Below are 25,190 nucleotides of genomic sequence, written 5' to 3' on the forward strand. Positions count from 1 at the left end.
ACGTCGGAGGTGCCAGACGCACAGCGCAACGCGGCCCAGCGGCATGCCGGATGCCGGTGGAATCAGCGGTGGCCGGCCCGCAGCACCAGCTCGAGCTCGAACCGGGTCTCGGGGTCATCGAGAGCCGCACCGAACAAGTCGCGAAGCTGGCCGACGCGGTAGCCGACGGTCTGGGGGTGCACGAACAGCTCCTCGGCGATCGGGGCCCGCGCCCCTTGGTGGCGCAGCCACGACAGCAGCGTCTCGGCCAGCCGCTCCCGAACGGCCGGCCGCAGCGAGTCGAACGGGGTGAGCAGCTTGCGGGCCAAGTCGTCGGTAGCCAGGGGCTCCGCGCGAACGACCAGCTCGGCGAGGTGCTCGTCGACCCACACGGGCGGGGCGCCCGGCCCCGACTCGACCGGGCTCGACAGCCCACGACCAGCGGCCGACGCCGCCAGCTGCAGCGACTCCGACGCCTCCTGCCACGGCCGGGTCGAGCCGATGATGGCCCGGCGACCCGAGAGCGCTCGCTCGATCGCGGAGCGCTGAGCGGGCCGCCCGGCGAAGGGCAGCACGACCACGACGTCGGTACCGCGCTCGCTCACCAGCGCCTCCGCCCCGAGAGCGGCCCGCAGGCCGTCGACGCGCGGAAACGGCACCACGGCGACCACGATCGTGTCGGGCAACGTCCAGCCGATGGCGGCCGCGGCCCGGCTGACAGCGCCGTCGCTCGAGTCACCGCGCAGCAGCATCTCGACGAGCCCACCCCGCAACCGCTGCTGCTCACCGGCGCGCTCCGACTGCTCGTGGGCGTAGCCCTGGGCGCTCGCGGCCGACAGCTCGTCGATGTAGGCGAACAGTGACTCCCCGAGGGCGAGCAGCACGTCGGGGGCCATCTGCGAAACGTCGACGGTGCGCGAGATCGCGCGAAAGGTGACCCGGGCGCCGTAGCGGTAGGCCGCGAGCAGCGACTCGAGGCTGCGGCCAGAGCGCACCTCGCCCCGGCCGAGGCCCTCGTAGACCCACTTGCCGTCATCGGACAGGGCCGGCAACCGGGTTCCGGGCAGGTCGAGAAAGCGGTTGAGGGCGATCTGCACGCCCCGTCGGACCCCCTGCCCGAACCGGCCCTCCATGGGCATCGCGTAGACCGGAACGTCGAGCGGGATACCCGCGATGATGGCCTCGACGATCTCAGCCACCACAGGCCGGATTTGCTGGCTGACTTCGGTCGGTAGGTACAACCACGGAGGGTCAGACGTGGTCTGCGCCACAATCCTCACCGCCTTCTTATCACCACGAGACAGTTTCCTGCGTGAAACAGTACCCGACGTCGCAAGACGCCGAGCCCCTTCAGGGTGGATGATTAGGTATGCCTCAGATCCGTGCCCTGCGACGCGTCGCTTCACTGCTGACGACACCGCTGGCCCCGGAAGACTTCTTCGGCCTGGTGAACCCCCTCAGCTCGACCCGTCAGCTGCGCGGCATCGTCACGAAAGTGACCCGCGAGACGGCCGACTCGACAACCGTCGCCTTTCGCCCCGGCAAGGGCTGGAACGCCCACGCCGCCGGGCAGTGGGCCCGTATCGGGGTCGAGATCAACGGCGTGCGGCAGTGGCGCAGCTACTCGTTGTCGGCGGCCGCGGGGCACGACCCGGCCATCACGGTCACCGCGATCGGCTTCGTCTCGACGGCCCTGGCCCGCGACACCAAGGTCGGCGACCTGCTGTTCCTCGACCCCCCGCAGGGCGACTTCGTGCTCCCCGAGCACCCCCGCCCCCTGCTCATGCTCACCGCGGGCAGCGGTCTCACGCCGGTCATGTCGATGGTGCGCACCCTCGTGCCGCGCCGCCAAGACGCCGACGTCGTGCTCATCCACTCCGCCCGCAGCCCCGACGAGGCCCTGTTCCACGACGAGCTTCTCGAGATGGCCGACCAGTTTCCCAGCCTCAAGGTGCGGCACTGGTACACCCGCGACACGGGCCCCGACGCCTCCAACGATGAGCCCCGCCGCCTCGACCTCACCGACACCACCGACCTCGAGAGCCTCTGCCCCGACTGGCGCGACCGGGCCGCTTACGCGTGCGGCCCCGCCGAGTTTCTCGACGCGGCCGACGAGCTGTGGCTGCGCGACGGCGACGACGCCACCCACGCCAACCTGACCATCGAGCGTTTCGCCACCGTGCTGCTCCCCGGAACCGGGGGCGAGGGTGGGATCGTTACGTTTGAGAAGTCCGACAAGGAGGTGGAGGTCGATGGTGACGTCCCCCTGCTCGACGCCGGTGAAGACTGCGGCGTCGTCATGCCGAGCGGATGCCGTATGGGCATCTGTCGAAGCTGCCTGATCCCGCTCGTGGCCGGCAAGGTGCGCGACCTGCGCACCGGCGAGGTTCACGGCGAAGAGGGCGAGCTCATCCAGACCTGTGTCAATGCTGCCGCCGGCCCCGTCCACCTGGACATCTAGGAAGGAACCCCACATATGCCCACCTTGGTTCACAAGTCAGCCCCGACCGAGACACCGGTCCCCTCGCCCTCTGGAACGCACGCGACCCAGCCGGGCCAGCCGACCCCGGCGACCGAGCCCGGCGGCATCCGCCCGCGCAAGCCGATCCTGGCCGCCACCGGAGCCCCCGCCCTGCGCCCCGCCGCCGCGCGCCACCTCTCTGACGAGCAGGTCTACCAGCTCGGTGTCGAGCTCGACACCCTGCGCGACTCCATCATCGCCACCCGCGGGGCGAAGGATGCCGCCTACATCCGTCGGGTCATCCGCGCCCAGCGCACCCTCGAGGTCGCCGGCCGCGCCACGTTGATGCTGTCGAAGAAGAAGACCGCCCTGGTGGCCGGCACCGCGATGCTCTCGGTCGCCAAGATCCTCGAGAACATGGAGATCGGGCACAACGTGCTGCACGGCCAGTGGGACTGGATGCGCGACCCCGACATCCACTCCACCACCTGGGAGTGGGACTTCGTCACTCCGGCCGCAGCCTGGAAGCACACCCACAACGACCTGCACCACACCTGGACCAACGTCATCGGCAAGGACAAGGACGTCGGCTACACGACGCTGCGCATGGCCGAGGACCAGCCCTGGAAGCCGTTCAACATCCTCAACCCCGTCATCAACGCGGTGCTCGCGCCGTTCTTCGAGTGGGGCATCGCCATCTACGACCTCGAGCTCGAGGCCGTCAAGGACGGCGAGAAGAGCAAGGCCGACCTCAAGCGCGACCTCAAGGCCGTGGGCCGCAAGGTGGTGCGCCAGTTCACCAAGGACTACGTCGCCACCCCCGCCGCCGCCGCCCTGCTCGGCTCGGGCAAGCAGGCCCTGATCGGCACCTTCACCGCCAACGCGATCCGCAACGTGTGGGCCCACTCGGTCATCTTCTGCGGCCACTTCCCCGACGGCGTCGACACCTTCAGTGAGGCCGAGATCGAGGGCGAGACCCGCGGTGACTGGTACATCCGCCAGATGCTCGGCTCGGCCAACATCTCCGGCAGCAAGACCATGCACCTCATGACGGGCAACCTCAGCCACCAGATCGAGCACCACTGCTTCCCCGACCTGCCGAGCAACCGGTACCACGAGGTGGCCGTGCACATGCGCGAAATCACCGAGCGTTACGGCCTGCCGTACACGACCGGCCCGATCCACCGCCAGGTCGGCCAGGCGTGGGCCAAGGTCTTCCGGCTCGCGCTGCCGCCGAAGAAGTCGCGCACGTCGCCGGCCGCGCCCGACGCCGGCTCGCCCGAGTCCGCTCCGACCACCGGTCGCTCGCCCCTGCCGATGGTGGCGAGTGCCCTCTGAGCCGGCTGCGCGCGCAAGCCTGACCGCGGCCTTCTTCGACCTTGACCGAACCCTGATCCGGGGGTCGGCCAACTACCCCTTGGCGATCGCCGCGTTCCGCAGCGGTCACGTGCCGTGGCGCGACCTCGTCAAGGACACGTTCACGGCGCTGACCTTCCACCGCAAGGGTTCGACGGATGCCGGGAGCCACGCGCTGCGCGAACGCATCCTCGGCGCCGTGGCGGGTATCCCGCAGGCCGAGATCATCCACCTGGCCGACGCCATCGTGCCGAAGGTCGTCGGCCGGGTCATCCCCGAGTCGGCTGCGCTGCTGCGTGAGGCGAAGGATGCCGGTCACCACCGCATCGTCGTGTCGGCCTCCCCCATCGAGCTCGTCGGGCGCATCAGCGACGCCCTCGGGCTCGAGGGGGCGGTCGCAACCCGCAGCGAGCTCGACAACGGCTGCTACACCGGCCGGCTGGCGGGCGAGTTCTGCTACGGCCACGGCAAGGTGATCGAGATCGAGAAGCTCGCGGCAGAACGCGGCTACGACCTGACCCGCAGCTGGGCCTACAGCGACTCGATCAGCGACCTGCCGATGATGGAGCGGGTCGGCAACGCGGTGGCGGTCAACCCCGACAAGGAGCTGCGCCGCCTCGCTGGCGAACGCGGCTGGCGCATCGTCGAGATCCGCACCCGCCAACGCTGACCCTGCCCCCCGCCCCCCTCCCCCCTGTCCCCTCGCCCTTTCCCCTCGCCCTGTCCCCTCGCCCTTTCCCCGCGAACGACTCGTTCGTGGTCGAACGCGCCGGTGTGCCAGCGCGTTCGCTCACGAACCCTGCGTTCGTGGGCTTGTGCTTCTGGGCCGGCAGGCCGCTGACCGGCATCCACCGGTGGCACCACGAAGCATCGCGGGCTGGTCGACCGCCGCAGCGCCGCACCGCCGCACTGCCGCACGAGAAGTTGAGGCCGATGCCTCATGACCCGGCAGGGGCCTCGGGGTGACGCTGATGTCATGTTCACGACACCACGTCAAGCAGCCACCACCATCGCGGCCAACCCCCGCCTGGCCCGCGGGTCTGACGAGCGCTTCACCGGGTACGGCGCGATGGGCGTGCCGTTTATCGGGGGGTGCCACCTCGGCCTACGGGACATGGTGGCCAGCTCGCTGGGCACGCCGTACCGCACGGTCTGGTACCGCGACCCGATGGGCCGCTGGACCATCTTCACTAGCGTCGACCCCGACGTCAGCTGTCCGCGCTACTTCGGGTCGGTGACGGCTGTCGAGCGGGTGCCCGCGATCGACGTCACCTGGCGAGACGACTGGACCGTCGACGTCACCATCGGGGCCCGTCTCTCGTGGCGGATGAGACTCGGGGCGACGCCGGCCACCCGTTCGATGACGATGCTGGGCGGCGCCACGCCGCCGCTGGCCTGGAACAGCACGGCCGTGCTCGGCGCCATGAGCCCCATGGCCGGCGGCGTGCTCCGGTCGGGGCGAATCAGGCTGCGCGGCCGCACCCCCAACGGCCCGAGCTTCAAGATGGCCCCGCTGCGGGTGTGGCGAGTCGTCGGCGGCTCCGCGACGCTGGACGGCAACGACCTCGGCGCCATGGGCCCCCTGGCGCAACAGGCGCATCTGGGCGACTTCTGGCTGCCCCAGCGGGGTCTCTTCTTCGCCGGTCGGGCTCGGTTCACGGCGGCCACCCCAGCAACCGAAGCTCCGCGCGAGATGGCAGACCTTCGCTGACGCCCCGGCCCCGGAGGGCCGCCTATGGCGGTCCACTCGCTCCTTCAGAACCGGCGACCGCCTGGCCGCTTACGCGCACCAGGCCGACTTTCACGACAGAGCCGACCCCAACTCACACCCGCACCCGCACCCGCACCGAGAGGAAACATCATGACCGTTCAACAGCAGACACCCACCCTCGACGTCGACAAGCTGATGGCCTTCGTCTTCAAGGCCGTCGACGAGGTCGGCGCGACCCTCAACACCGCTCTCGTCGTGCTGGGCGACAAGCTCGGCTACTACACGACCATGGCGAGCGGGCCGGTCACGCCGGCGCAGCTGGCCGAGGCCACCGCGACCGGGGAGCCCTACGCCCGCGAATGGCTGGGCGCCCAGGCTGCCGGTGGCTACGTCGAGTACGACGCCACCACCGGCCGGTACACCCTGCCCCCCGAGCAGCGGGCCGCTCTCACCGACCCGAACAGCCCGGCCTACCTGCCCGGCTTCTTTCAGATCGCCCTCGGTACGACGCACGACATCGACGACGTGCTCGCCGCCGCCCGCAGTCAGGCCGGTCTGGGCTGGCACGAGCACCACGCCGACGTGCACGACGGCTGCGAGCGGTTCTTCCGCACCATGTACAACGCCCACCTCGTCGGCGAGTGGTTGCCGGCGATGGATGGCGTCGTCGACAAGCTCGAACGCGGCGCCAGTGTCGCCGACGTGGGGTGCGGGCACGGGGCGTCGACGATCATCATGGCGCAGGCCTTCCCGAGCTCCACCTTTACCGGCTTCGACTACCACCCCGCCTCGATCGACACAGCCCGACAGCGGGCTGCCGAAGCGGGCGTGGGCGAGCGGGTGCGGTTCGAGGTGGCGTCTGCGACCGCGTTCCCCGGGACCGGCTTCGACCTCGTCACCACCTTCGACGCGCTGCACGACATGGGTGACCCGGTCGGTGCGGCGCGGCACGTGCATGACGCCATGGCCTCCGACGGCACCTGGATGGTCGTCGAGCCGATGGCCGGCGACACCGTCAGCGACAACCTCAACCCGGTCGGGCGGGCCTACTACGGCTTCTCCACGCTGCTGTGCACCCCGTCTTCCCTGGCGCAGGACGTCGGTCTCGCGCTCGGTACCCAGGCCGGGCCAGCACGGATCCGCGAGGTTGTTGCGGCGGGTGGCTTCACCCGGTTTGCCTCGGTCGCCGAGACGCCTTTCAACAGGGTGCTGGAGATCCGTTGGTGACGAGAGTTGGTCGTCACTGCCCGGTCCGGTGATCGAACGCACGCACCCGCCGTCGGCGTCCCGCACGAGGGGGTACGGCGGGGGCGACGTTGCGAGCCCGTGACCAGCGGCGTCGTTAGGAGCAGAATCAGCCCATGACCGGTCCGGGCACGCACGACGGTGAGGATCTTCCTCGACTCGTCGAGGTTCTGGGCGCGCTCTCGGTCGCGATCGACCTCGGGTTGGGTCAGCCCGCCGAGCACATGCTCCGTTCGGCCACGATCGCCTGCCGACTGTCCGACCGGCTCGGGCTCCCACCTGAGCAGCGCGACACCGTCTACTACTCCACCCTGGTGATGTGGATCGGGTGCCATGCCGACTCCCAGGAGTACGCCCGCTGGTTCGGCGACGACATCGCGGTCCGTCACGACGCGTACCTCGTCGACTGGGCCGGCATCCCCTACCTGCGGTTCCTGCTCGGCAACGTCGCCAAGGGTGAACCTCTTGCCCAGCGGCTGAAGGTGATGGGCACGCTGTTTCGAGACGCTCACGGCCAGCTCGCCACGCTGGTGCACTCGCACTGCGCCTCGGCAGCGTCGCTCGCGCAACACATCGGGCTCTCGCCGGAGGTCGCGACCACGCTCGCCTACACCTTTGAACGCTACGACGGCCGGGGGCTGCCGGTCGGAGCTTCGGGCGACCAGATCCCCATCGAGATGAGGGTCGCGCAGTTCGCCGACATCGCCGAGGTGCACCACCGCACCTTCGGGCTGGACGCGATGACCGCGATGGCCAGGAGCCGACGAGGCGGCCAGTTCGACCCTGCCGTGGTCGACGCGGCGCTGACCAGCCCCGAGGAGCTGTTGGCCGCCGCCCCCGACGGTGACGAGTGGAAGGAGGCCCTCAACTGGGCTCCCGACCGGGAGGTCCGGCTCACCGGCGAGCACCTCGACCGGCTGGTGTGCGCCATCGGCGACTTCGTCGACCTGAAGTGTCCGTTCACGCTGGGTCACTCACGGGCGGTGGCCACACTCGCGGCGGCGGCCGGCGAGAGGCTGGGGATGGGTCCCGCCGAGGTCCACACCCTCCGCCGAGCCGGACACCTGCACGACCTGGGGCGGCTCGGCGTCTCGAACCAGCTGTGGGCGAACCAGGGCAGCCTGAGCCCCTCGGAGTGGGAGCGAGTGCGGATGCACCCCTACCTGACCGAGCGCGTGCTCGACCGCATCCCCGGGCTGGGCGGCGTGCGCACGGTCGCCCGCGCGCATCACGAGCACCTCGACGGCACCGGGTTTCCGCTTGGGGTCGGCGGCACGATGCTAGGCCGCAGCGAGCGCACCCTGGCTGCGGCGGTCGCTTACCAGTCGGCGCTCGAGCCGCGGCCCTACCGGGACGCGATGTCGCCCCAACAGGCCAGGGAGCGGCTGCGTGGAAGAAGCAGGGCAGGCCGACTCGACCCCGACTGTGTCGACGCAGTGCTGGCCGTCGCCGGGCACCGCCCCTCGAGGCTTCGGCGCGATGACCTGCTCACCCCTCGAGAACACGAGATTCTCGGACTGGTCTCTCGTGGGTTCTCGAACCGAGAGATCGCCAGCCGGCTGGTGCTGAGCGAGAAGACCGTGCGCAACCATGTCGAACGCACCTACACCAAGATCGGTGCGACCAACCGGGTAGGCGCCAGCCTCTACGCACTCCAGCACGGCCTGGTGACCCACCTGAACGACCCTGACTAGCAAGCCTGCTCACCCGATCGATCTGCAGCCGCCGCTCCGGCCGCCAGGGTGGCTCGGCACACAGCACGTCGGTTCCGCCTGCTGACCACGGTCTGTAGACAACCCCGCGGCCCGGCATCCGCACCCCGAACCGAACGCGGCGTTCGTTCTCGAACGCGTCGCTACAACACTGAGTTCGGCACCGAACGCGGCGTTCGCGGAAAATGTGCGGCCCCGAGATGTATCAACCGGTTTCGCTGTCGCCCCTGCCATCTACGAGGACCATGAAGTCCAGCGCAAGTGCGCCAGCACAGGGAATCAAGGGGAGATCGCCATGTCTGAGTCACCCAAGGTCTGCTTCGACCGCATCCTGCCGAAAGACCTGATGCGCCCTCACCGGCGCGAGCGCGGGCCCGACGGCGGCGACCGCGCCATATCGCCCATCGGCAAGTCGTGGATGAACGGCACCCGCCTCACCGTCAGCTTCCTGGGCGGCACGCCGGCCGAGCAGAACACTGCCCGTCAGCAGGCCGCCTGGTGGCAGCAGGCGTGCAACATCTCGTTCGACTTCGGCTCGCACATCGCGGCCGACATCCGCATCAGTTTCGACCCGAACGACGGGGCGTGGTCGTACGTCGGCACCGACAACAAGGGCATCCCGGCGAACGAGGCGACGATGAACCTCGGCTTCCTCGACGGCGGCACCGCGGGGCACGAGTTCGGTCACGCCATCGGCCTCGCACACGAGCACTCGAACCCGGCGGGCGGCATCCAGTGGAACGAGCCGGTCGTCATCGCCGCGCTCGCCAAGCCCCCGAACAGCTGGGACGAGGCCAAGGTTCGGCACAACGTGTTCATGAAGTACGCGGTCGACCAGATCAAGGGCACGGCCTTCGACCCCGACTCGATCATGCTCTACAGCTTCCCGGCGGCGTGGACGCTCAACGGCATCGCGACGCACGCCAACGACGTGCTCTCCTCTCTCGACAAGGCGTTCGTCGCCGGGGCGAGCATGTACCCGCCTTCGGCCCCGCCGCCCAGCGAGGCGACGACCCTGACGATCGACGGCGACAAGACGAAGGCCTCGATCGGCACCGCGGGTGAAGAGGACCTCTACTCCTTCGACGTGGCGACCGAAGGGGTGATCGAGGTGACGACCCGCGGCACGACCGACGTCTACCTCAAGCTCTACGGCCCCGACAGCGAGACCGCCCTCATCGGCGAGGACGACGACGCCGGCTACGGCCTCAACCCGCGCATTCGCACCGCCCTGCTCCCGGGCCGCTACTACGCGCAGGTGCGTCACTACAGCCCGCAGGGCACGGGCGACTACACGATCCGGGTGCGCACGCGCTGAGCCGAGCGCAAACGAAGCGATGCCGGATGCCGCTGTGCCCGAGCGGCATCCGCGCGTCTACCCCAGCCGCCCGCTGAACGCAGCGTTCGTTCTCGAACGCGCCGCTGTAACAGTGAGTTCGGCAACGAACGCCGCGTTCAGTCGGCGGGGCGGGGCGGTTCTGGTTCCAGGCGGTTGCTCGCATCAACTGTCGGGGCCGAAGGCGAGCCTTGACGCACCAGGCCTTGATCTTGACGTTCACCGGCCTGGGCCTGCTTCAGGCTGTCCATAAGTCGCTGGGCGTTCGCGGGCACGCGCAGCAGGTGAGACGTCTCTTCCAGAGCGTCGTAGTCGGCGCGCGAGAGAAGAACCGCGTCTCCGCGCCGTGAGGTGATCTCGATCGGGGTGCGGTCATCGTTGACCTTCTCGATCAGGGAGAGCAGGTTTTTGCGGGCCTCGCTTGCCGTCACAGCCACAACGCACCTCCGGGTGGGTGCGAAAACGGTACCGCGCGGTCTCGGCATGCACCTCACCGCGCTGGGTCATGATCGGCGTCGAACGACGGGTTGGTGAGCGAACGCGCCGGCACACCACCGCGTTCGACCTCGAACGAGTCGTTCGCGGGGAAAGGGTTACCAGGAGGTGTGGAGGGGGCGGCCTTCTGCGTAGCCGGCGGTGCTCTGCAGACCGACGACGGCGCGGTCGTGGAACTCCTCGAGGCTGCGGGCCCCGGCGTAGCTGCAGCTGCTGCGCACGCCGGCGATGATCTCGTCGATGACGTCCTCGACCGAGGGCCGGGCCGGGTCGATGTACATGCGCGCTGTGCTGATGCCCTCCTCGAACAGGGCCTTGCGAGCCCGGTCGTAGCCGGTGTCGGTCGCGGTACGGCCCCGCACGGCACGGGCACTGGCCATGCCGAACGACTCCTTGTACTGCCGCCCGGTGTTGTCGGTGTAGAGGTCGCCGGGCGACTCGAGCGTGCCGGCGAACCACGAGCCGATCATGACGTTCGAGGCGCCGGCCGCGAGCGCCAGGGCCACGTCACGCGGATGCCGCACTCCCCCGTCGGCCCACACATGGCCGCCGAGGTCGCGGGCGGCCGCAGCACACTCGAGCACCGCGGAGAACTGGGGGCGACCGACGGCGGTCATCATGCGGGTGGTGCACATCGCGCCGGGCCCGACGCCGACCTTGACGATGTCGGCGCCGGCGTCGATGAGCTCGCGGGTTCCGGCGTCCGAGACCACGTTGCCGGCGACGATCGGCACCTCGGGGTCGAGGGCGCGCACGGCTCGCAGCGCCTCGAACATCTTGTCCTGGTGGCCGTGGGCGGTGTCGATGACAAGCACGTCGATGCCGGTGGCGAGCAGCTGCTCGGCCTTGGTCGCAACGTCACCGTTGATGCCGAGCGCGGCCGCAACGCGAAGGTGCCCAGCGGCATCCGTCGCGGGGGTGTAGAGGCCGGAGCGGATGGCACCGCCGCGCGTGAGGATGCCGACGAGCTCTCCGCTCGCTGACACGACGGGCGCGACGCGGCGGCGGGCCTCGGCGAGGCGATCGAACCCAGCTCGCGGGTCAAGGCCGTCGGGCAGTACGAGCATGTCGTCGTTCATGACGTCGCGCACCTGGGTGTAGCGGTCGACGCCGGTGAGGTCTTTCTCGGTGACGATGCCGACCGGGCGCGGGCCGTCGACGACGATGCCGGCGCCATGGGCACGCTTGCCGAGCAGCGCGAACGCCTCGCCGGCGGTGACGCTCGGGTCGAGCGTGATCGGGGTGTCGTGCACGAGGTGGCGGGTCTTGACCCACGACACGACCTCGCCGACCACCTCGACCGGGATGTCCTGGGGCAGCACCGTGATGCCGCCGCGGCGGGCCACGGTCTCGGCCATGCGACGCCCGGCGATGGCGGTCATGTTGGCGACCACGAGCGGGATCGTCGTGCCGGTGCCGTCGACCGAGGCGAGGTCGACGTCGAGGCGGCTGGTGACCGACGAGCGGCTGGGCACCATGAAGACGTCGTCGTAGGTGAGGTCGAGCTGGGGCGAGAGACCGTTGAGGAACTGCACGGGGAGCAAGTGTAGGCGGGTTAGTGGGCGTGGTTTTGCGCGTGGACGGTTTCGCTGGTGGCGGAACGGCTTGGGCTTGGCGACGCGATGACGTAATCTTAATTACATGATTACGAATGAGAAGACAGAGAAGGTTCGCGGCTGGTTCACCGGTCGACTGCCCGCCGAGTGGACCGCGGCCGCCCCCGAGGTCACCGTCGACCGGGAGGAGATCACGGTCGTGCTGACGACGGGTGACGTCGAGCTCGCCGACGCGAGCGAGGCCGAGACGGCCGAGGCCCGCGCCGGTCGCGCCAAGGCGTTCCGCGAGGACACCCGCGAGCGCCGCATCGCCATCGCCCGCGAGGCCGAGCACCGTTTCGACCGCAAGGTCTCGTGGGCCGTTCGGGTCGGCGACCGCACCGAGCTGTTCACCCACGTCGCGGCGCCCGCCATGACCCGGCTGCGCCAGCCCGAGCGGGTCGTGCTCGACACCCTGGTGGATGCCGGCGTCGCCCGGTCGCGCGCCGAGGCGCTCGCCTGGTGCGTCAAGCTCGTCGGCCAGCACGAGAACGACTGGCTGGCCGAGCTGCGCGAGGCGATGACCGCCGTCGCCGACGTGCGGGGCAAGGGCCCGTCGGCCTGAGTCGTCACGGCGAGTCGTCACGGGCGGCGTGGCCAAGGGTGAGTGGCCGCGCCGTCTGGTCGTTTGCTGCATCCGGGGAACGGGCGCGGGCGATACTGAACGTGGAACCGTGAGGTGACCGCCTCACTCCTGGGGCCAGCCCGCGACCACGCAGCACCCCGACGAGGAGCCCGATGACCACGCAGTCGAACGCACCCACCTTCGCCCCCACCCCGAAAGGCGAGCTGTCTGACGACGATCGAGCCCGCCTCGACGCCATCGTGGCCGGGATGGCTCGGGGCGAGTCGGTATGGGCGGCGATGGATCTGCCGGCTCGCGCCGACCTGCTGGCTGACGTGCACCGCAGTGTCGCCGCCGCCGCTGACGCGTGGGTCGCCGCCGCGGTGCGCGCCAAGGGCCTCGACCCCAAGTCGCCGCTCGTGGGTGAGGAGTGGCTCTCGGGGCCCTACTGCACGCTGACGGCGCTGCTCGCGCTCCAGCACTCGCTCAAAGCCCTGGCCTCAGGTGGTAGCCCCGTCGACGGGAAGCGCCTCGGCACGGCCCCCGGCGGCCGGGTGACGGTGCCGGCCCTGCCCTCCAACCGTTTCGAGTACCTGCTGCTGCACGGCTTCACCGCCGACGTGTGGATGACGCCCGGAGTCAGCGCCGCCCAGGTGCAATCGCGCGCCGGGCTCGGGGCGAGGACCCCCTCCGAGACCGGCGGGGTGGGCCTGGTGCTCGGGGCGGGCAACATCACCTCGATCGCGCCCCTCGACGTGCTCTACGAGCTGGTGGCCCACAACCGGGTCGTCGTGCTCAAGCTCAACCCGACGCTTGATGAGCTGCTCCCGGCCTACGAGGCGGCCTTCGCCCCGCTCATCGACCGCGGGCTGCTCGCCATCGTCGCCGGTGGCGGCGACGTGGGCGGCTATCTCGCGCAACACGAGGGCATCTCGCACGTGCACATCACGGGCAGCGCGGCCACGCACGACCTCATCGTGTGGGGTCGCGGCGAGGATGCCGCCCAGCGCCGGGCCGCGGGCACGCCCCTGCTCGAGACGCCGATCACGAGCGAGCTGGGCGGGGTGTCGCCGATCATCGTCGTGCCCGGCGACTGGTCGAGCGCCGACCTCGCCTTTCAGGCTGCGCACGTCGCCACCCAGCGCCTGCACAACGGCGGCTACAACTGCATCGCCGGGCAGGTAGTGGTGCTGAGCAGTGACTGGGCGCAGCGCGAGGCCTTCGTCGAGCAGCTGCGCGTCGCGATGGACAAGGCGCCCGGCCGCGCGCCTTGGTACCCCCGTAGCGCGGAGCGGGTCGCCGACGCCGCCGCGTCCTACTCGGATGCGCAGCGGCTCGGTCCCGATGGCGGGCGGCTGCTCATCGACGCCCGCGGCTCTGACGCGGCCTCGATCGTCGAGACCACCGAGTACTTCTCCCCCGTGCTCGGGATCGTCGACGTGCCAGGCACCGGCCAGGCCTTTCTCGACGCCGCGGTCGACCTCGTGAACCACGACTTCGTCGGCACCCTCGGCGCGAACCTGCTCGTCGACCCCGCGACCATGAAGACCCTCGGCAACGGCTTCGAGGAAGCGGTCGCGCGGCTCGAGTACGGAACCGTGGCGATCAACGCCTGGACCGGGGTGGGTTTTCTCACCGCCAACGCCTCGTGGGGCGCCTTCCCGGGGCACACCCTCGACAACGTGCAGAGCGGCATCGGCGTCGTTCACAACGCGTTGCTGCTCGCCGACGTCGAGCGCACGGTCGTACGCGGCCCCTTCCGCCCGTTCCCCCGATCGGCCGTCGGCGGCGAGTTCGCCCTCAGCCCCAAGCCGCCGTGGTTCGTCTCGGCCCGCAGCGCCCGCACGACCGGCGAGCTGCTCACCCGCTTCGCGGCCGACCCGTCGTGGGCCAAGCTTCCCCGCATCTTCGGATCGGCCTTCCTGGCCTGAGACCTGGAACGACGGGCGCCGACGAGGGCTGACGCAGGCCGACGGTGCGGCGCCTGAGTCGCGGGTTGGTGCGGCCAATACAGGTCACACGGCAAGGCGTTCCGGGAAGACAGTTGCGAGCGGCGCATGGCTAACGCCCGCGAGCCCGAACACCGCTTCTCCACGAGGTCTCGTGGGCCGATTGGGGCGACGAACGCACCGAACTGATGACCCAAGTCGCGGCGCCAGCCCGAGCGGGTCGTGCTCGCCATCTTGGTGGATGCCAGCGTCGCCGGATCCAGCGCCGGGGCGCCCGCCTGGTGCGTCAAACTCGTCGGCCATCACGAGAACGACTGGCCGGCAGAGCTGCGCATCGCGATGACCACCGTCGTCGACATGCGCGGCAAGGGCCCGTCGGCCTGAGCCTCTTCTGGGTTCAGGCCGTCTCTCGGATGCCGTGTGCTTCCTGGTCTGGGCCGGCGGGTTGGCCCCTCGGCTGGCCTGGTCTAGAACGGTGTGCGCCCAACTCTGGCCTTCGGCTATAGTTCGGGACGGCGCAAGGCCAGATAGCTCAGTTGGTAGAGCGTTCGACTGAAAATCGAAAGGTCGGCGGTTCGACCCCGTCTCTGGCCACCACCACGAAGCCGCAGGTCACGCCTTTGTGACCTGCGGCTTCACTTTCTATAGTCGACGTGGCTGCGCAAGCACGAGCAGTCGATCAAAGATGGTTACGCCACGTACGAGTCCTCAAGGGGGGCCTAAAGCTCTTGCCGCCAGCACAGCGCGCAACGGATCTCTTTTGAACTAGCAGACGTCGGCGTTTCGGGCTGAGAGCCTAGCTGTGCCACGCTTCGTCCTTGTGCCGCCCCAACCCCCTCCCGCCCCTCGGCTGTCGTTGCTGGTCGTCGCGAGCAATCCGCCCACCACGTCCGGCCTGAGAACCATGAACCGGGTGGAGATGGCTCGTCGTGTTCTGGGTTTCGAGGCAGCCCTTGTCGTCAACCTCTTCGGGTTGCCCACCTACCGAACGAGTGCCATTAGCGACGCCGGCGCTTTAGCAGAAGGGTGGGAGCAGGCGCGAGTTGACATCGTTTCGGGGCTGCAAAGGGCTGACGGTGTCCTTCTGGCCTACGGGTTGAGCAAGCCGACGGGCGTCGCTAGACGCCACCACGACGAACAGGTGGCCTGGCTCGAGCGCGGTCTCTTGAGGGCGCGATTTCCTGTCTGGTGGGTAGGAGGTGCCCCCCGGCATCCGTCCCGCTGGCAGCGGTACACCTATCGAGAGCACCCCAGCCTTCCCTTTCCCGAGGCTCTCGGTCTTTCCTTGCAACCCAGGGAGGCTGCGAACCCAGCGGTCGCCTCAGTCGAACCGGTCGAAGACGTCCTCTTGGCTGACCTCAAGGTCACGTCGCAACTGGTCGATGAGGGCAGCCCACTGAGCAGGGGCGACACTAGCCCGGATCTGGTCGGCCACTGAGGCAGCCGCTGCGCGAACCAGCACCGATCCGAGATCCGGGGCCCTTCGTCCTGATGGCTCGGTGGCCGTTTCCGGGGGCGAGTGCCGAACCCTCGAAGACGCGTCGACGTCAGTAACCCCCGGCGTGGCCGCGATGTCTTCTCCTTCGGCGGGAGGCGTGTCCACTGTCCGCACAGCGAGCCGTGAGGGGGGCACCTCCGACTCCACGGTGGCGGGAAGTGGCATCGCAACCCCGTCATGGACCACCGTCAGGTACTTGGTGGTGCGCGTGAGGGCAACGTAGAGCATTCGATACCCACGCTCCGCCTCCTGCACGACGCCCGTGGGGTCGACGACCACGACGGCATCGAACTCCAAACCCTTGGACTCACGAGGGGTCGACAAGTTGATCGACTTGTCCAAGTTGCCGGCTCTGACGTCTGCCCAGCTGATGTCACGGTTTCTGAACTCGGTGATGATCTCGTCGCGCAGATGTTCCGGGGCGATCAAGCCGACGAACCGACCGCTGCCGGCGTGCTGACTGGCAGCTGAAACCGCCTGAGCCGCTAGTCCGTCTGAGGGCACCTCGATGAGGTCCGGCTCTGCCGGACCGTCGCGCACCACTCTGGGGGCGGACACCTCGGGAGCTGCGTAGGGGAGGAGCTCGGCGGCGAACTCGTACACTTGTCGGGGCACCCGGTAGCCCAACGTCAACTCGGCTGTTTCGACTTCTGCGTCGCCCGATAGATTGGCAGCGAGGTCTTCCCAAGAGTCTCGAGCCCACGCACCCGTGGACTGTGCCAGGTCTCCTACGACTGTCATCGATCCAGTCCGCGACCGGCGCTTGATACTGCGGAGCTGAAGTGGCGACAGATCCTGTGCTTCGTCGACGATGATGTGGGCGAAGGTTGGCCCACGCCCGTTGATGAGTTCGTCGAGTTCATCGAGCAGGGCGACATCTGAGTCACTCCACCGCTGGTCCGATACTTTCTCCGAGGGCGATCGCTGGAGGCGGTTGACATCTGCTGCTGTGAACTCTTCCCCCGCCGCTGAGAGTAGTCGGTCTCGCGACCCGAGGAGATCACGCAGGGAGGACTGCGGCGTTAGGGAGGGCCACACCCGCTCCACGGCATTGTCGATTGCCTGTGAAGACGGCTGCGGCCCACGGGGCGCTCGGAGGACTGCTTGGGTGGTGAGGAAGGCACGAAAGCCCTGCCGTCCCGCGTTGTAGTTCGACTGTCGCATCTGCTTGGCGAGCTCTGCCTCGACCTCGTCACGGTTGAAGACAGGAACACCGGTGCCGGTGCCCACCTCAAGGGTCCGGGCTCGCTCTGGGAAGCGCACCCGTTGCCAGAGCCCGGTTCGCAACAGGCGAGCCATCCGCAGTTCACCCTTCATGCGGGCAAGCGTGGTCGACTCCGCGAGGGCGTGGCTGCCTTGAGGTCCCAGATTTCGGAGGTCTCGGTAGGAGACGTCCCCATCGCCGAGGCCAGGAAGCACCGCCTTGATGTAGCGGGTGAAGGTGGGATTGGGGCCGACGACAAGGCAATCCTGTGGCGCCAAGGTGTCCTGGTGGTTGAAAAGCAGCCAAGAGATGCGGTGGAGGGCAAGGGCGGTCTTGCCGGTCCCCGGGCCTCCCTGGATGAGGAGCAAACGGTCCAAGGGCTTACGGATGAGCTGGTCCTGCGAGGCGTGAATCGTCTTGACGATGTCGCGCATCTCGCCCGTGCGGTCAGCATCGAGATCCTTCAAGACGGCGTCGTCAACGCCCCACTGCTCAGCGCCCGTAAGTTCTTCGAGACGTGCCGCGATGTCGGCAAAGACGACGTCGTCGAAGTCTTTGACCCTGTTTCGATCGGTGAGGAAGGTGCGTTTGCGCGACAGGCCGAGCGCGTCTTGAACGGTGGCTTGGTAGAACCGTTCTGCGGCAGGAGCCTGCCAGTTGATGACGAGCAGGTCGCGGTCATCGGTGGAGATCACGTGGTTTCCGATGTACATCGGTTCGCCATCGAGATCGAAGCGTCCGAAGGCCACGGCGTCGTCGGTACCGCCGAGCTTCTCGAGCTCCTTGTTGGCCGCCCGCCCCACCGCGGCCATCCCCTTGTTGTTACCGCCCGCGGCGAGGTGGGCGCCCTTGAGGTTCTGCCGCTTGCGCTCCCGCGCCTCCCATGCCGTGTCGAAATAGTTCTGTTCTTTCTTGATCTCCGCAGCCTTGGCCACTCAAACTCTCCCTGTCATCGCCATCTTTGACGCCACCCTAAGGCGGTGCGCCGACACCGCCTCCCTTTTCCGGGCGGGCAGGCCTCTTAGTTTGACTGTGTGTTGGTCAGATGCCGTCCTAAATAACCGAGATAGATCTTGCCGCTGGCCGGCAGATCGTCGAAATAGTAGAGGCGGGGGCTGAACATCCCGATGCGGGCCAGTTTGAAATGCGCCGTCATGGTCTTGCGTCCCGTAGCGTCGACTGAACTCGGCACGGGGAAGCTTCGCTCGCTTCCGAAGCGGCGCATGGTGACCCCCGTCTCCGTCATCCCATGCTTTCCGGGGCTGATGCCGTCGTAGCCGGACGGACGGTGTCGCAAGTAGTGGTCGACGCCGTTCGAGCAGGCCCCCGCAGCCTTGGCGCGGGCGTACTCCTTCAATGAAATGCAGGAGTCCCACGCTGTTCTCGCGGCCAACTGAAGGACGTCGACCTCATCCACGGCAGAGACGTCGTCGACGTCCCCGGTGAAAACGATGACTCCCGCTGCGAGGTCCTCGAGGCGCTCGACCACTTCCAGGCAGGACGTGGGGTAGTCGGTGGCGGCAACATCAGGCTGAGCCACGGCCCCTTCGTAGTCCTCGAGGCTGCGCAAACGGTCGCGCAGCCATTGACTCTCTGACCGGGCACCGTCCAGTTCCTGCTGGAGGCTGGCCTGCTCCAAGGAGTCGTCGTCTAAAAGATTGGCGGCCAAGCGCAGCTTGTCTTCGAGCTCCTCCGACTTCGCCGACTGCTCCTTGATCCGGAGACTGGCCCGTTGCACCTGCTCGGTGAGCTCGCCTCGGAGAACCAGCAGTCTTTCCACGGCCTCCGTCACGGTCTCAGGCGTGACGGTGGAGAGACCGAGGCGTCCACCCAGAAGCGCGAGGCCGTGAACGAGTTCGGGCCGGGCCTCGAGCTGTGTCTCTGACAGGTCCGTCTTCGCGCTGGGAGGAGCGTCGGCGACCTGGGACGTAGTGACTGGTTCGGCCGACGGCTCGACAATCGGGTCAACTGCCGCCGACTGAGCTTCTGGCTGACGCTGGAGGTGCTCGAGGAGACGTCTGGTCTCGTCGCGCTCCAGGACACGACGAACGTGCACCGCCTCTGCTGGTTCCGGCCGCTGTGAGGCCTGGAGGCGGGCTACATTCGCGAGGAGGCTGCGCAGCCGCCCATCACTTTCGTTGGCGAGGGTCGCAGTCGTGAGATAGCGGTGCCGACGACTGTCCACGGCGCTGCTGGGGTCAAGACCGGGGTAGTAGGTGCGCACTGTCCACGGCGCCACGGCATGAAAATGGAGTCGCTCCCCGAGGGCATACGTCGCTTGTGGCGTGAGCACAATGCTCTGAGCCAGGCCGTAGACTTCACGGGTCCACTTGGGGATGCGTTCGCGGAAGGCCTGGAAGAGGCCCGGGTCCGGACCCGTGCCCGCCACGAGCACCAGGCCATGGCGGTCGCGGTCTTGGAGGAGGTCCACGAGCTGGTCCAGTTCGCCGACGTCCCACAACTTGACGTCGTTCTTGAGCTGCAACGACGCGTCACTGAGGTCGAGCGACGCCATGAGGCTCTTCGCCAGCCGCGGCACCGCCACCATACGGCCCTCGGCGTTCCTCACTGCGAGGTGAATCCAGCCGGCATCTGAGGCAAGGAGATCTGTCGTCCACGTGCCAGTCGCCTGGTCGCTCTCGATCAGGCGGGCGCGGAGGACGGCTTGGTCGCCGTCCTGCGCCCTCTGCAGCGACGCGGCCTTTCCCTCTGACGACCACTCTCCCGTGTCCCCGTGGGCGCCGAGGCCTTTGCTCTCGAGCCACGACGAGAAGCACTCCTCCACCGCGGCCACCACAGCCGTCGCGTCGCTCGCCCGCATGAAGGCGCTGTAGTTCTTCGACCCACGGCGAGCAGCATCGACGCGCAGCGGCGCCGGCCCGCGAAGGATTTCGCTCATGCTCAGGCGTCCTCGAAGCCGGACTGGTCAAACTTTAGGGTCTTGGCGTTCTCCGAGACCGTCCTCACCTTGCTCTCGTCAAAGCCGGAGGCCTGGGTCGCTTCGATCTCGAGCGTGACCCGCAGGGTGGCGCCGGGGGTCCCGGCCAGATGGCTGAGGATCTCGTCGGTGATCTTCTTGAAGTCCTTGGCGTAGGCGTCCGCGCTCAGCTCTTTGGTGCCGAAGAAGCGAGTCTTGCGGGGCTTGGGGGTGGGCCCAGGCTCTGGCCTGGGAGGCGTGTCGGGCGCGGGTGAGATGACGGGAACATTGGGGTCATTCGGGATCTCGGGCTGCTCTTTTCGGCGCTGCTCAAGCGCGACGGGCGGCTTGACGATGAGGGTCGAGTCGCGGATCCCGCTCAGGAAGTCTTCGCGGGGTAACACGAGACCGCGGTAGCGGCTGGTCCCGTCCGCTTGCTTCTCGTAGCTGTCCGCCAGGGCGAAGCCGTCCCGCTCCCAGAGTAGGGGCGCATTGAGGAGCCCCTCGTTGAGCACGCTTCGGTCGCGGAGCCGAGGCATGTAGGCGTAGGCGGCATAGAGTTTCCAAAGGTCGCCGACCGCTACATGTCCACTCTCCCAAAGCGACTTGGCCGTGGTGTCGAGCTGGAGGCGAATGGCAGCGGCGGCCTGCTGCGTCGTCAAAGCGCCGTCGTTGCCGAGTCGTTTCGAGACGCGCTCAGCCAAGGCGGGGGCCTGCCCTTCGACCTTCGTCGCCTTGATAACGACCGGCTGCCCGTCAGGAACCAAGGCCCACTGGTAGGTACCGAGCAACCGGGCCTGGGCCGTCTCGTTCGCCTGCTTCTGCTTGTCGATCGCCTGGTTCTTCTGGTTCTGGGTGAGGTCGAGCTCGTCCTGTTTCGCGAGCACATCCGACCAGCCGAGGTACTCCCTCACCACACTGTCCAGCTCGGAGAGACGGTCCTCGTCGGCCGCCAGAAAGACGAGCATGTTGCGGTTGGCTCGGTTGGCCGCGCCGCGGTTCTCGGTGGCTCGCTGGGCGAACACCATCGCGGTCGAGTCAGGACTGTTGCGTTTGTGCGAGGTCTTGGGGTGCAGGATGACGAGGCGCGCTTCGTCGGTATCAGGCAGGTCGCCGTTGTCTTCTGGGCAGACGTGCACTCCGGCGAAGTCGCCGCGAGTGCGACCCTGAACGGCGAGGCGTCGAACGATCTCGGCCCAGACATCTTCGGGATGCAACCGGTCGGCCTGGTCCTTGGCCCGGCGCGAGATATTAGCCTGCAAGTCGTACCAGTACTTGCCAGAGCCAGAGTAGAAGTAGGTGGCTTTATCACCGAGCTGGGCCAGTGCTGAGTGAAAGTTGCCGGGTACGTCACCGGGCACGGCCGTGCCGAGAAACACCCGTTGGGACTCGAGCCCTTTGTGGGCTGAACCGATCGTTGGAGCTGCGCCGAAGAACACCGTGCGGGCGAGTCGCTTGGTCAGGGACCGTTGACCGAAGAGCGGTTTGTCCTTGTCGATCTTGGCCGGCTCAGAGTTGGCGCCGTCGACGTCGGCGTCGATGATCGCCTTCCACCGGTCTTCGAGGTAGCCGGTAATCTCTGAGTTGACCGAGCTCTCCGCCAAGGGGATCGACGCCGGCATAATGAGGGGCGACTGGTCCTCTCCAACCCAGAGGGCGTGGATGATCTTGTTCATCAAACGGAGGACGCCGCGGGTGCGCTGGAAGCGCTCGAGGGTCGACCAGTCCTCGTAGAGGCGGTCGAAGAGCTCGGGGTGGATCGGGTAGGTCTGTTTGATGCGCTCCTCGTAGGCGGTGTCACGGGCCTCCCGAGGAAAGTCTGCTGAGTGCTTGCGGTAATACTCCACGAACGCTTTCGACGTCGCGCCGATCGCCGCGAGCGCAGCGGCATCCGGCGTGGTGAAGAGGCGTTGTCGCACGATGTGGTAAGCCTCGTCGGAGGAGGCGGGTCGCCACTGGTCTGCGACACGGCGCACCACGTTCTGCAGGCGCTTGAGCGCCTCCAGCCCGTTGGAGCCACCGACCTCCTCGGCGTTCCCAGCCACGATTCGCGAGTCGTCGCCGCTCTCGGAGGCGGGTATGGAAATCGCCAACAGGATGCCGGACGTGCCCTTGGCCGCCTCGGTCAACGACTGGGCAAAGGTGAACTGGTCATCGAACGTCCCGCCCGCCAGGTCCTCGCGGCCGAGCAGACTGCGGGCGTAGGCCACCCACTCGTCGATGAGGATGACCGCCGGCGCGTAAGCCGCCAACAGTGCGTGCAACGCCTGACCAGGGGGAGTGCGGTCGTGGTCGGCCTTGGCCACCAGGGCGTACCCCTCGTCACCGCCCAGCTGCCAGGCAAGCTCACCCCACAGCGTGTTGATGTGGGTCGCGCCGTGGTCGAAGCCAGACGTGGCGGTGTGGTTGCCGACGATGGCGACCTGACCCACCTTGGCCGGCAGGGTGTCGTAGCCGCCGCCACTCAGCAAGTCCTGGAGTTCTTGAGGCAGATCTCCTAGGGGGCAGCCGCTCGCCAAGTGCCAGAGGGCCAGCATGGAGTGCGTCTTGCCGCCACCGAAGTTGGTCTGAAGGTTGATCACCGGTGACGCGTTGTCGTCACCGGAGAGTCGTCGCACCGCCCCGGTGAGAAGGTCACGCAGCCCGGCAGTCAGGTACGTGCGAGAGAAGAACTCGACAGGGTCGGCGTAGTCCTTCGGCGCGTCCTTGCTCACCGCCACTTTGTAGAGATCGGCCGCGAACTCAGCGGCCTGGAAGTTGCCCATGGCCACGTCATCATGCGGGCGTAGGACCTCCCGCCACGGCTTCACCCCCGGCGACGACGGGTTGTCGACATCGTCCTTAACGCTGCGGCGATCCTGTTTGGCCGCGCTCACCCGGCGCAGGTCGAGTCGGATCTTCTCCACCGCGGCGGCAGCTTCCGGCGCCCCGATGACGGTCAGGAACCGCTCAGCCGTGTCGAGCGCGCGGTAGGCATCGTCGTCGGTAAAGCTGCGGTTGTGGGCCCAGTCGTTACGGGTGTCGCGCAGCTCGTTGGCAAAGCCCTGTTGGGCGCGGCCCAGCCTGGCGCTGAAGGGATACCAGCCGGGCTTCAGCTTGTGAGGAATGTTCTCGGTGAGCATCCGCAGCTGTACTTGCGGGTCGAGGGCGTCGTACTGCTTGCCGATGATGCCTTTGCCGGCATCGACGGCCGCCACCAGCGACGTCCACGACTGGCCCGGCTCGATACCCGGCGCGATCGTTTCGACCAGAAAAGCGTCGACCGGTGGTGCCATCAGGTCGAACAATCTGCCGATGCGTTCCTTGTTGCTGGTTGCCATCAGTCCTCCTCCTCCGCGGTCTCGGCCACCATCGCCTCATCGAACTCGGCCGACGTCTCTCCGGCCTCACCCTCGTCGAGATCGCGCGGCACGGCCTTGCCCATCGCCTTCTCCACCAGCTCGCACAGCAGCTCGCGACGACGGGCGAAGTAGGCATCGAATGCGTCGACACGCAACAAGTCGGCGGGCACGAGGTGACCTGCCAAAAGGGCGTCGAGGCGCTCCGGCTCGATCTGAGCCCGCTTCTCGATGTAGGCGAGGTAGGCCGACGGCGCCACACCACCGATGGTGCGGTTGGTGGTGGCCGAGATAGCAGTCTTGTTGACGATGCTCTCGCGATGCTCATCGTCGACGTCATGCTGCCGACACCATGCCTGCGGAAAGATGTGGTGGATGTCGACCGCCAGACTCACGTACTGGACGCGGTCCAGAGCCTTATCCTCCATCCAATCTCGGGCGCCGTTGGCGAGAAGCAACGCGTAGATGCCCTTATACGCTGCCGCATTCCGAGTGCGCAGCGAGTGCAGTCGCGACTCGACGAAGGTCGCGTCTTGCACCGTCCGCGGCGTGTCAGCGTCTACCTCGCCGCGCGCCCACGACGGCACGAGCTCGAGGTCACGAACGAAGCGGTTCTCAATGGCACTCCCGTAGAGCTCGCCCAGGATGCCGCACCAGAACCACCGCACCAGCTTCTCGCGGGGGCCGAGCAGGTCGGCATCATGCCCCATCAGCACCCGGATGGCCGCGAGCGGGACGAGCTGCTTGGGGTAGGGCAAGAACTTCGTATCGAAGATGTAGCGGTCGGCCAGGAAGTCGGACGCCCACACGAACGCCTCCCGCAGGGGCGCGACCCACTCGAGATACTCATCGAGCGACAGCTTGAGCACGTCTTCGCGCTTGGCTGACACTGCCGGAGGGCGAGGGCCAGCATGGTCACGATTCCTCTTCCACGTCGCGAGCATGGTGACGGCCTGGAGGAAGTCGGTGTTCTCCAGCGACGAGAGCACCGGGTAGGCGACAAACTTCGCCCGCGTCTCCTCCCAGTTGTCGTTGAGCCGGAAATCGGTGCCGTGCTCAGCGAAATAGGCTGGGTCACCGGCGAACGTCGCGGTGAGCAGCTCGAAGACGTTGAGGGAAAGCCCTCCGGTGTTCACCTTCTCGAAGACCGTGGCCACCGCCGACTTGGTGGTCGAGTTGTCGAGCTCGATGGCCGGGATGTTGTAGGTCGTGACCGGCTGGACGACCTGGGCATGGAACTGGCTGGCCTGGTCGTGGTCGGAGTAGGCGAACAGCCACGTGACAGTGTTGGCGCCGGCGAAGAGCAGATTCAGGGGGAAGAAGCCCGCCTGCCGCTCCTTCTCGGCGTCAGAGAGGTCGAGAACAACATCACGACCGAAGTTGGCCCGCACGATCCCGTCAGCCGGAGTGGAGAACACCGCCTCGTCGATACGATCCTCTCCTTGCAGGGCAAGCGCGATATCGACGTAGAACCGCCGTTCCAGCAGCTTGCCGCGACTGTCCATCGTCGCCACGGTGCCGTCACCCGTGAGGGCCTGAGTCAGCGAGGTGAGACGCTGCTGACCGTCGAGCAGCAACAACTCGGGCTTGACGTCTGGGTCGACGCTGACCCCTTCGACCGCGCGGGGCTTGAAGCGGATCTGGTCGTTGCCGGCCTTGAGCAGCATGACCACCCCGAGCGGATGCCCCCGCAGCACCGTGACCAGCAGGGAGCGGATGCGCTCCTCCTCCCACTTGTAGCCACGCTGAAAGTCGGGCAGCTGAATGCGACCTCCCGTTGTCCATTTGAGGTAGTCAGACAGTTCATAAAGCGGGGTCTGGAAGCCCAT

General features: G+C 67.8%; 17 protein-coding genes and 1 tRNA gene. 11 read left to right on the forward strand and 7 right to left on the reverse strand.

Features of this window, described 5'->3' with window-relative positions; translation table 11 throughout:
• Positions 1-62: 62 nt before the first annotated feature.
• Positions 63-1,178: a CdaR family transcriptional regulator gene (locus BA895_RS14570; RefSeq protein WP_254666477.1), complete on the reverse strand. Its 1,116-nt coding sequence runs from the start codon at positions 1,176-1,178 to the stop codon at positions 63-65.
• Between the two features lie 170 nt (positions 1,179-1,348).
• On the opposite strand from BA895_RS14570, the gene BA895_RS14575 reads away from it, so the two are divergent.
• The 7 genes from BA895_RS14575 to BA895_RS14605 all read left to right on the forward strand — a co-directional run bounded on the left by BA895_RS14575 (position 1,349) and on the right by BA895_RS14605 (position 9,782).
• Complete coding sequence (locus BA895_RS14575; protein ID WP_070192611.1) at positions 1,349-2,440, forward strand: ferredoxin reductase; 1,092 nt, start codon at positions 1,349-1,351, stop codon at positions 2,438-2,440.
• Between the two features lie 15 nt (positions 2,441-2,455).
• Positions 2,456-3,778, forward strand: a complete 1,323-nt coding sequence (locus BA895_RS14580) for an acyl-CoA desaturase (protein ID WP_083283374.1) — start codon at positions 2,456-2,458, stop codon at positions 3,776-3,778.
• On the forward strand, positions 3,768-4,466 hold the full coding sequence (locus tag BA895_RS14585) for an HAD family phosphatase (protein ID WP_070192612.1): 699 nt from the start codon (positions 3,768-3,770) through the stop codon (positions 4,464-4,466). The genes BA895_RS14580 and BA895_RS14585 overlap by 11 nt, the downstream gene beginning before the upstream one ends.
• Positions 4,467-4,772: 306 nt before the next feature.
• Positions 4,773-5,507 (forward strand): hypothetical protein, encoded by a 735-nt coding sequence (locus BA895_RS14590; RefSeq protein WP_070192613.1) that lies wholly within the window; start codon positions 4,773-4,775, stop codon positions 5,505-5,507.
• A gap of 150 nt (positions 5,508-5,657) precedes the next feature.
• Complete coding sequence (locus BA895_RS14595; protein WP_070192614.1) at positions 5,658-6,734, forward strand: class I SAM-dependent methyltransferase; 1,077 nt, start codon at positions 5,658-5,660, stop codon at positions 6,732-6,734.
• A gap of 134 nt (positions 6,735-6,868) precedes the next feature.
• Complete coding sequence (locus BA895_RS14600; RefSeq protein WP_070192615.1) at positions 6,869-8,446, forward strand: HD domain-containing phosphohydrolase; 1,578 nt, start codon at positions 6,869-6,871, stop codon at positions 8,444-8,446.
• A gap of 313 nt (positions 8,447-8,759) precedes the next feature.
• Positions 8,760-9,782, forward strand: a complete 1,023-nt coding sequence (locus tag BA895_RS14605; protein ID WP_070192616.1) for a M12 family metallopeptidase — start codon at positions 8,760-8,762, stop codon at positions 9,780-9,782.
• A 137-nt stretch (positions 9,783-9,919) separates the two neighbouring features.
• Here the strand turns inward: BA895_RS14605 and BA895_RS14610 are convergent, their stop codons facing one another.
• Positions 9,920-10,231, reverse strand: coding sequence for a type II toxin-antitoxin system Phd/YefM family antitoxin (locus BA895_RS14610; protein ID WP_371327718.1), 312 nt, complete (start codon positions 10,229-10,231; stop codon positions 9,920-9,922).
• A 162-nt stretch (positions 10,232-10,393) separates the two neighbouring features.
• Complete coding sequence (locus BA895_RS14615) at positions 10,394-11,830, reverse strand: GuaB1 family IMP dehydrogenase-related protein (RefSeq protein WP_070192617.1); 1,437 nt, start codon at positions 11,828-11,830, stop codon at positions 10,394-10,396.
• A 106-nt stretch (positions 11,831-11,936) separates the two neighbouring features.
• Here BA895_RS14615 and BA895_RS14620 point away from each other — a divergent pair, with 106 nt between their 5' ends.
• The 4 genes from BA895_RS14620 (at position 11,937) to BA895_RS14630 (ending at position 15,001) form a co-directional block, all read left to right on the forward strand.
• Complete coding sequence (locus tag BA895_RS14620; protein ID WP_070192618.1) at positions 11,937-12,455, forward strand: hypothetical protein; 519 nt, start codon at positions 11,937-11,939, stop codon at positions 12,453-12,455.
• 173 nt (positions 12,456-12,628) lie between these two features.
• Positions 12,629-14,386: an aldehyde dehydrogenase family protein gene (locus tag BA895_RS14625; RefSeq protein WP_070192619.1), complete on the forward strand. Its 1,758-nt coding sequence runs from the start codon at positions 12,629-12,631 to the stop codon at positions 14,384-14,386.
• Between the two features lie 240 nt (positions 14,387-14,626).
• On the forward strand, positions 14,627-14,788 hold the full coding sequence (locus BA895_RS23975; protein ID WP_175442332.1) for a hypothetical protein: 162 nt from the start codon (positions 14,627-14,629) through the stop codon (positions 14,786-14,788).
• A gap of 137 nt (positions 14,789-14,925) precedes the next feature.
• Positions 14,926-15,001 (forward strand) — tRNA-Phe (locus tag BA895_RS14630).
• Between the two features lie 724 nt (positions 15,002-15,725).
• Here BA895_RS14630 and BA895_RS14635 read toward each other — a convergent pair.
• The 4 genes from BA895_RS14635 to BA895_RS14650 form a co-directional block, all read right to left on the reverse strand.
• A complete protein-coding gene (locus BA895_RS14635) occupies positions 15,726-18,041 on the reverse strand; it encodes a UvrD-helicase domain-containing protein (protein ID WP_070192620.1) in 2,316 nt (771 codons plus the stop codon).
• An 86-nt stretch (positions 18,042-18,127) separates the two neighbouring features.
• Complete coding sequence (locus BA895_RS14640; RefSeq protein ID WP_070192621.1) at positions 18,128-20,005, reverse strand: hypothetical protein; 1,878 nt, start codon at positions 20,003-20,005, stop codon at positions 18,128-18,130.
• A 2-nt stretch (positions 20,006-20,007) separates the two neighbouring features.
• Positions 20,008-23,343 carry a Swt1 family HEPN domain-containing protein gene (locus tag BA895_RS14645; RefSeq protein ID WP_139142668.1) on the reverse strand — a complete coding sequence of 1,112 codons (3,336 nt, stop codon included), beginning with the start codon at positions 23,341-23,343 and terminating at the stop codon, positions 20,008-20,010.
• A complete protein-coding gene (locus BA895_RS14650; protein WP_070192622.1) occupies positions 23,343-25,190 on the reverse strand; it encodes a DUF262 domain-containing protein in 1,848 nt (615 codons plus the stop codon). The genes BA895_RS14645 and BA895_RS14650 overlap by 1 nt, the downstream gene beginning before the upstream one ends.

The sequence above is a fragment of the Humibacillus sp. DSM 29435 genome, from assembly GCF_001758225.1.
In the GTDB taxonomy this organism is placed as follows: Bacteria; Actinomycetota; Actinomycetes; order Actinomycetales; family Dermatophilaceae; genus DSM-29435.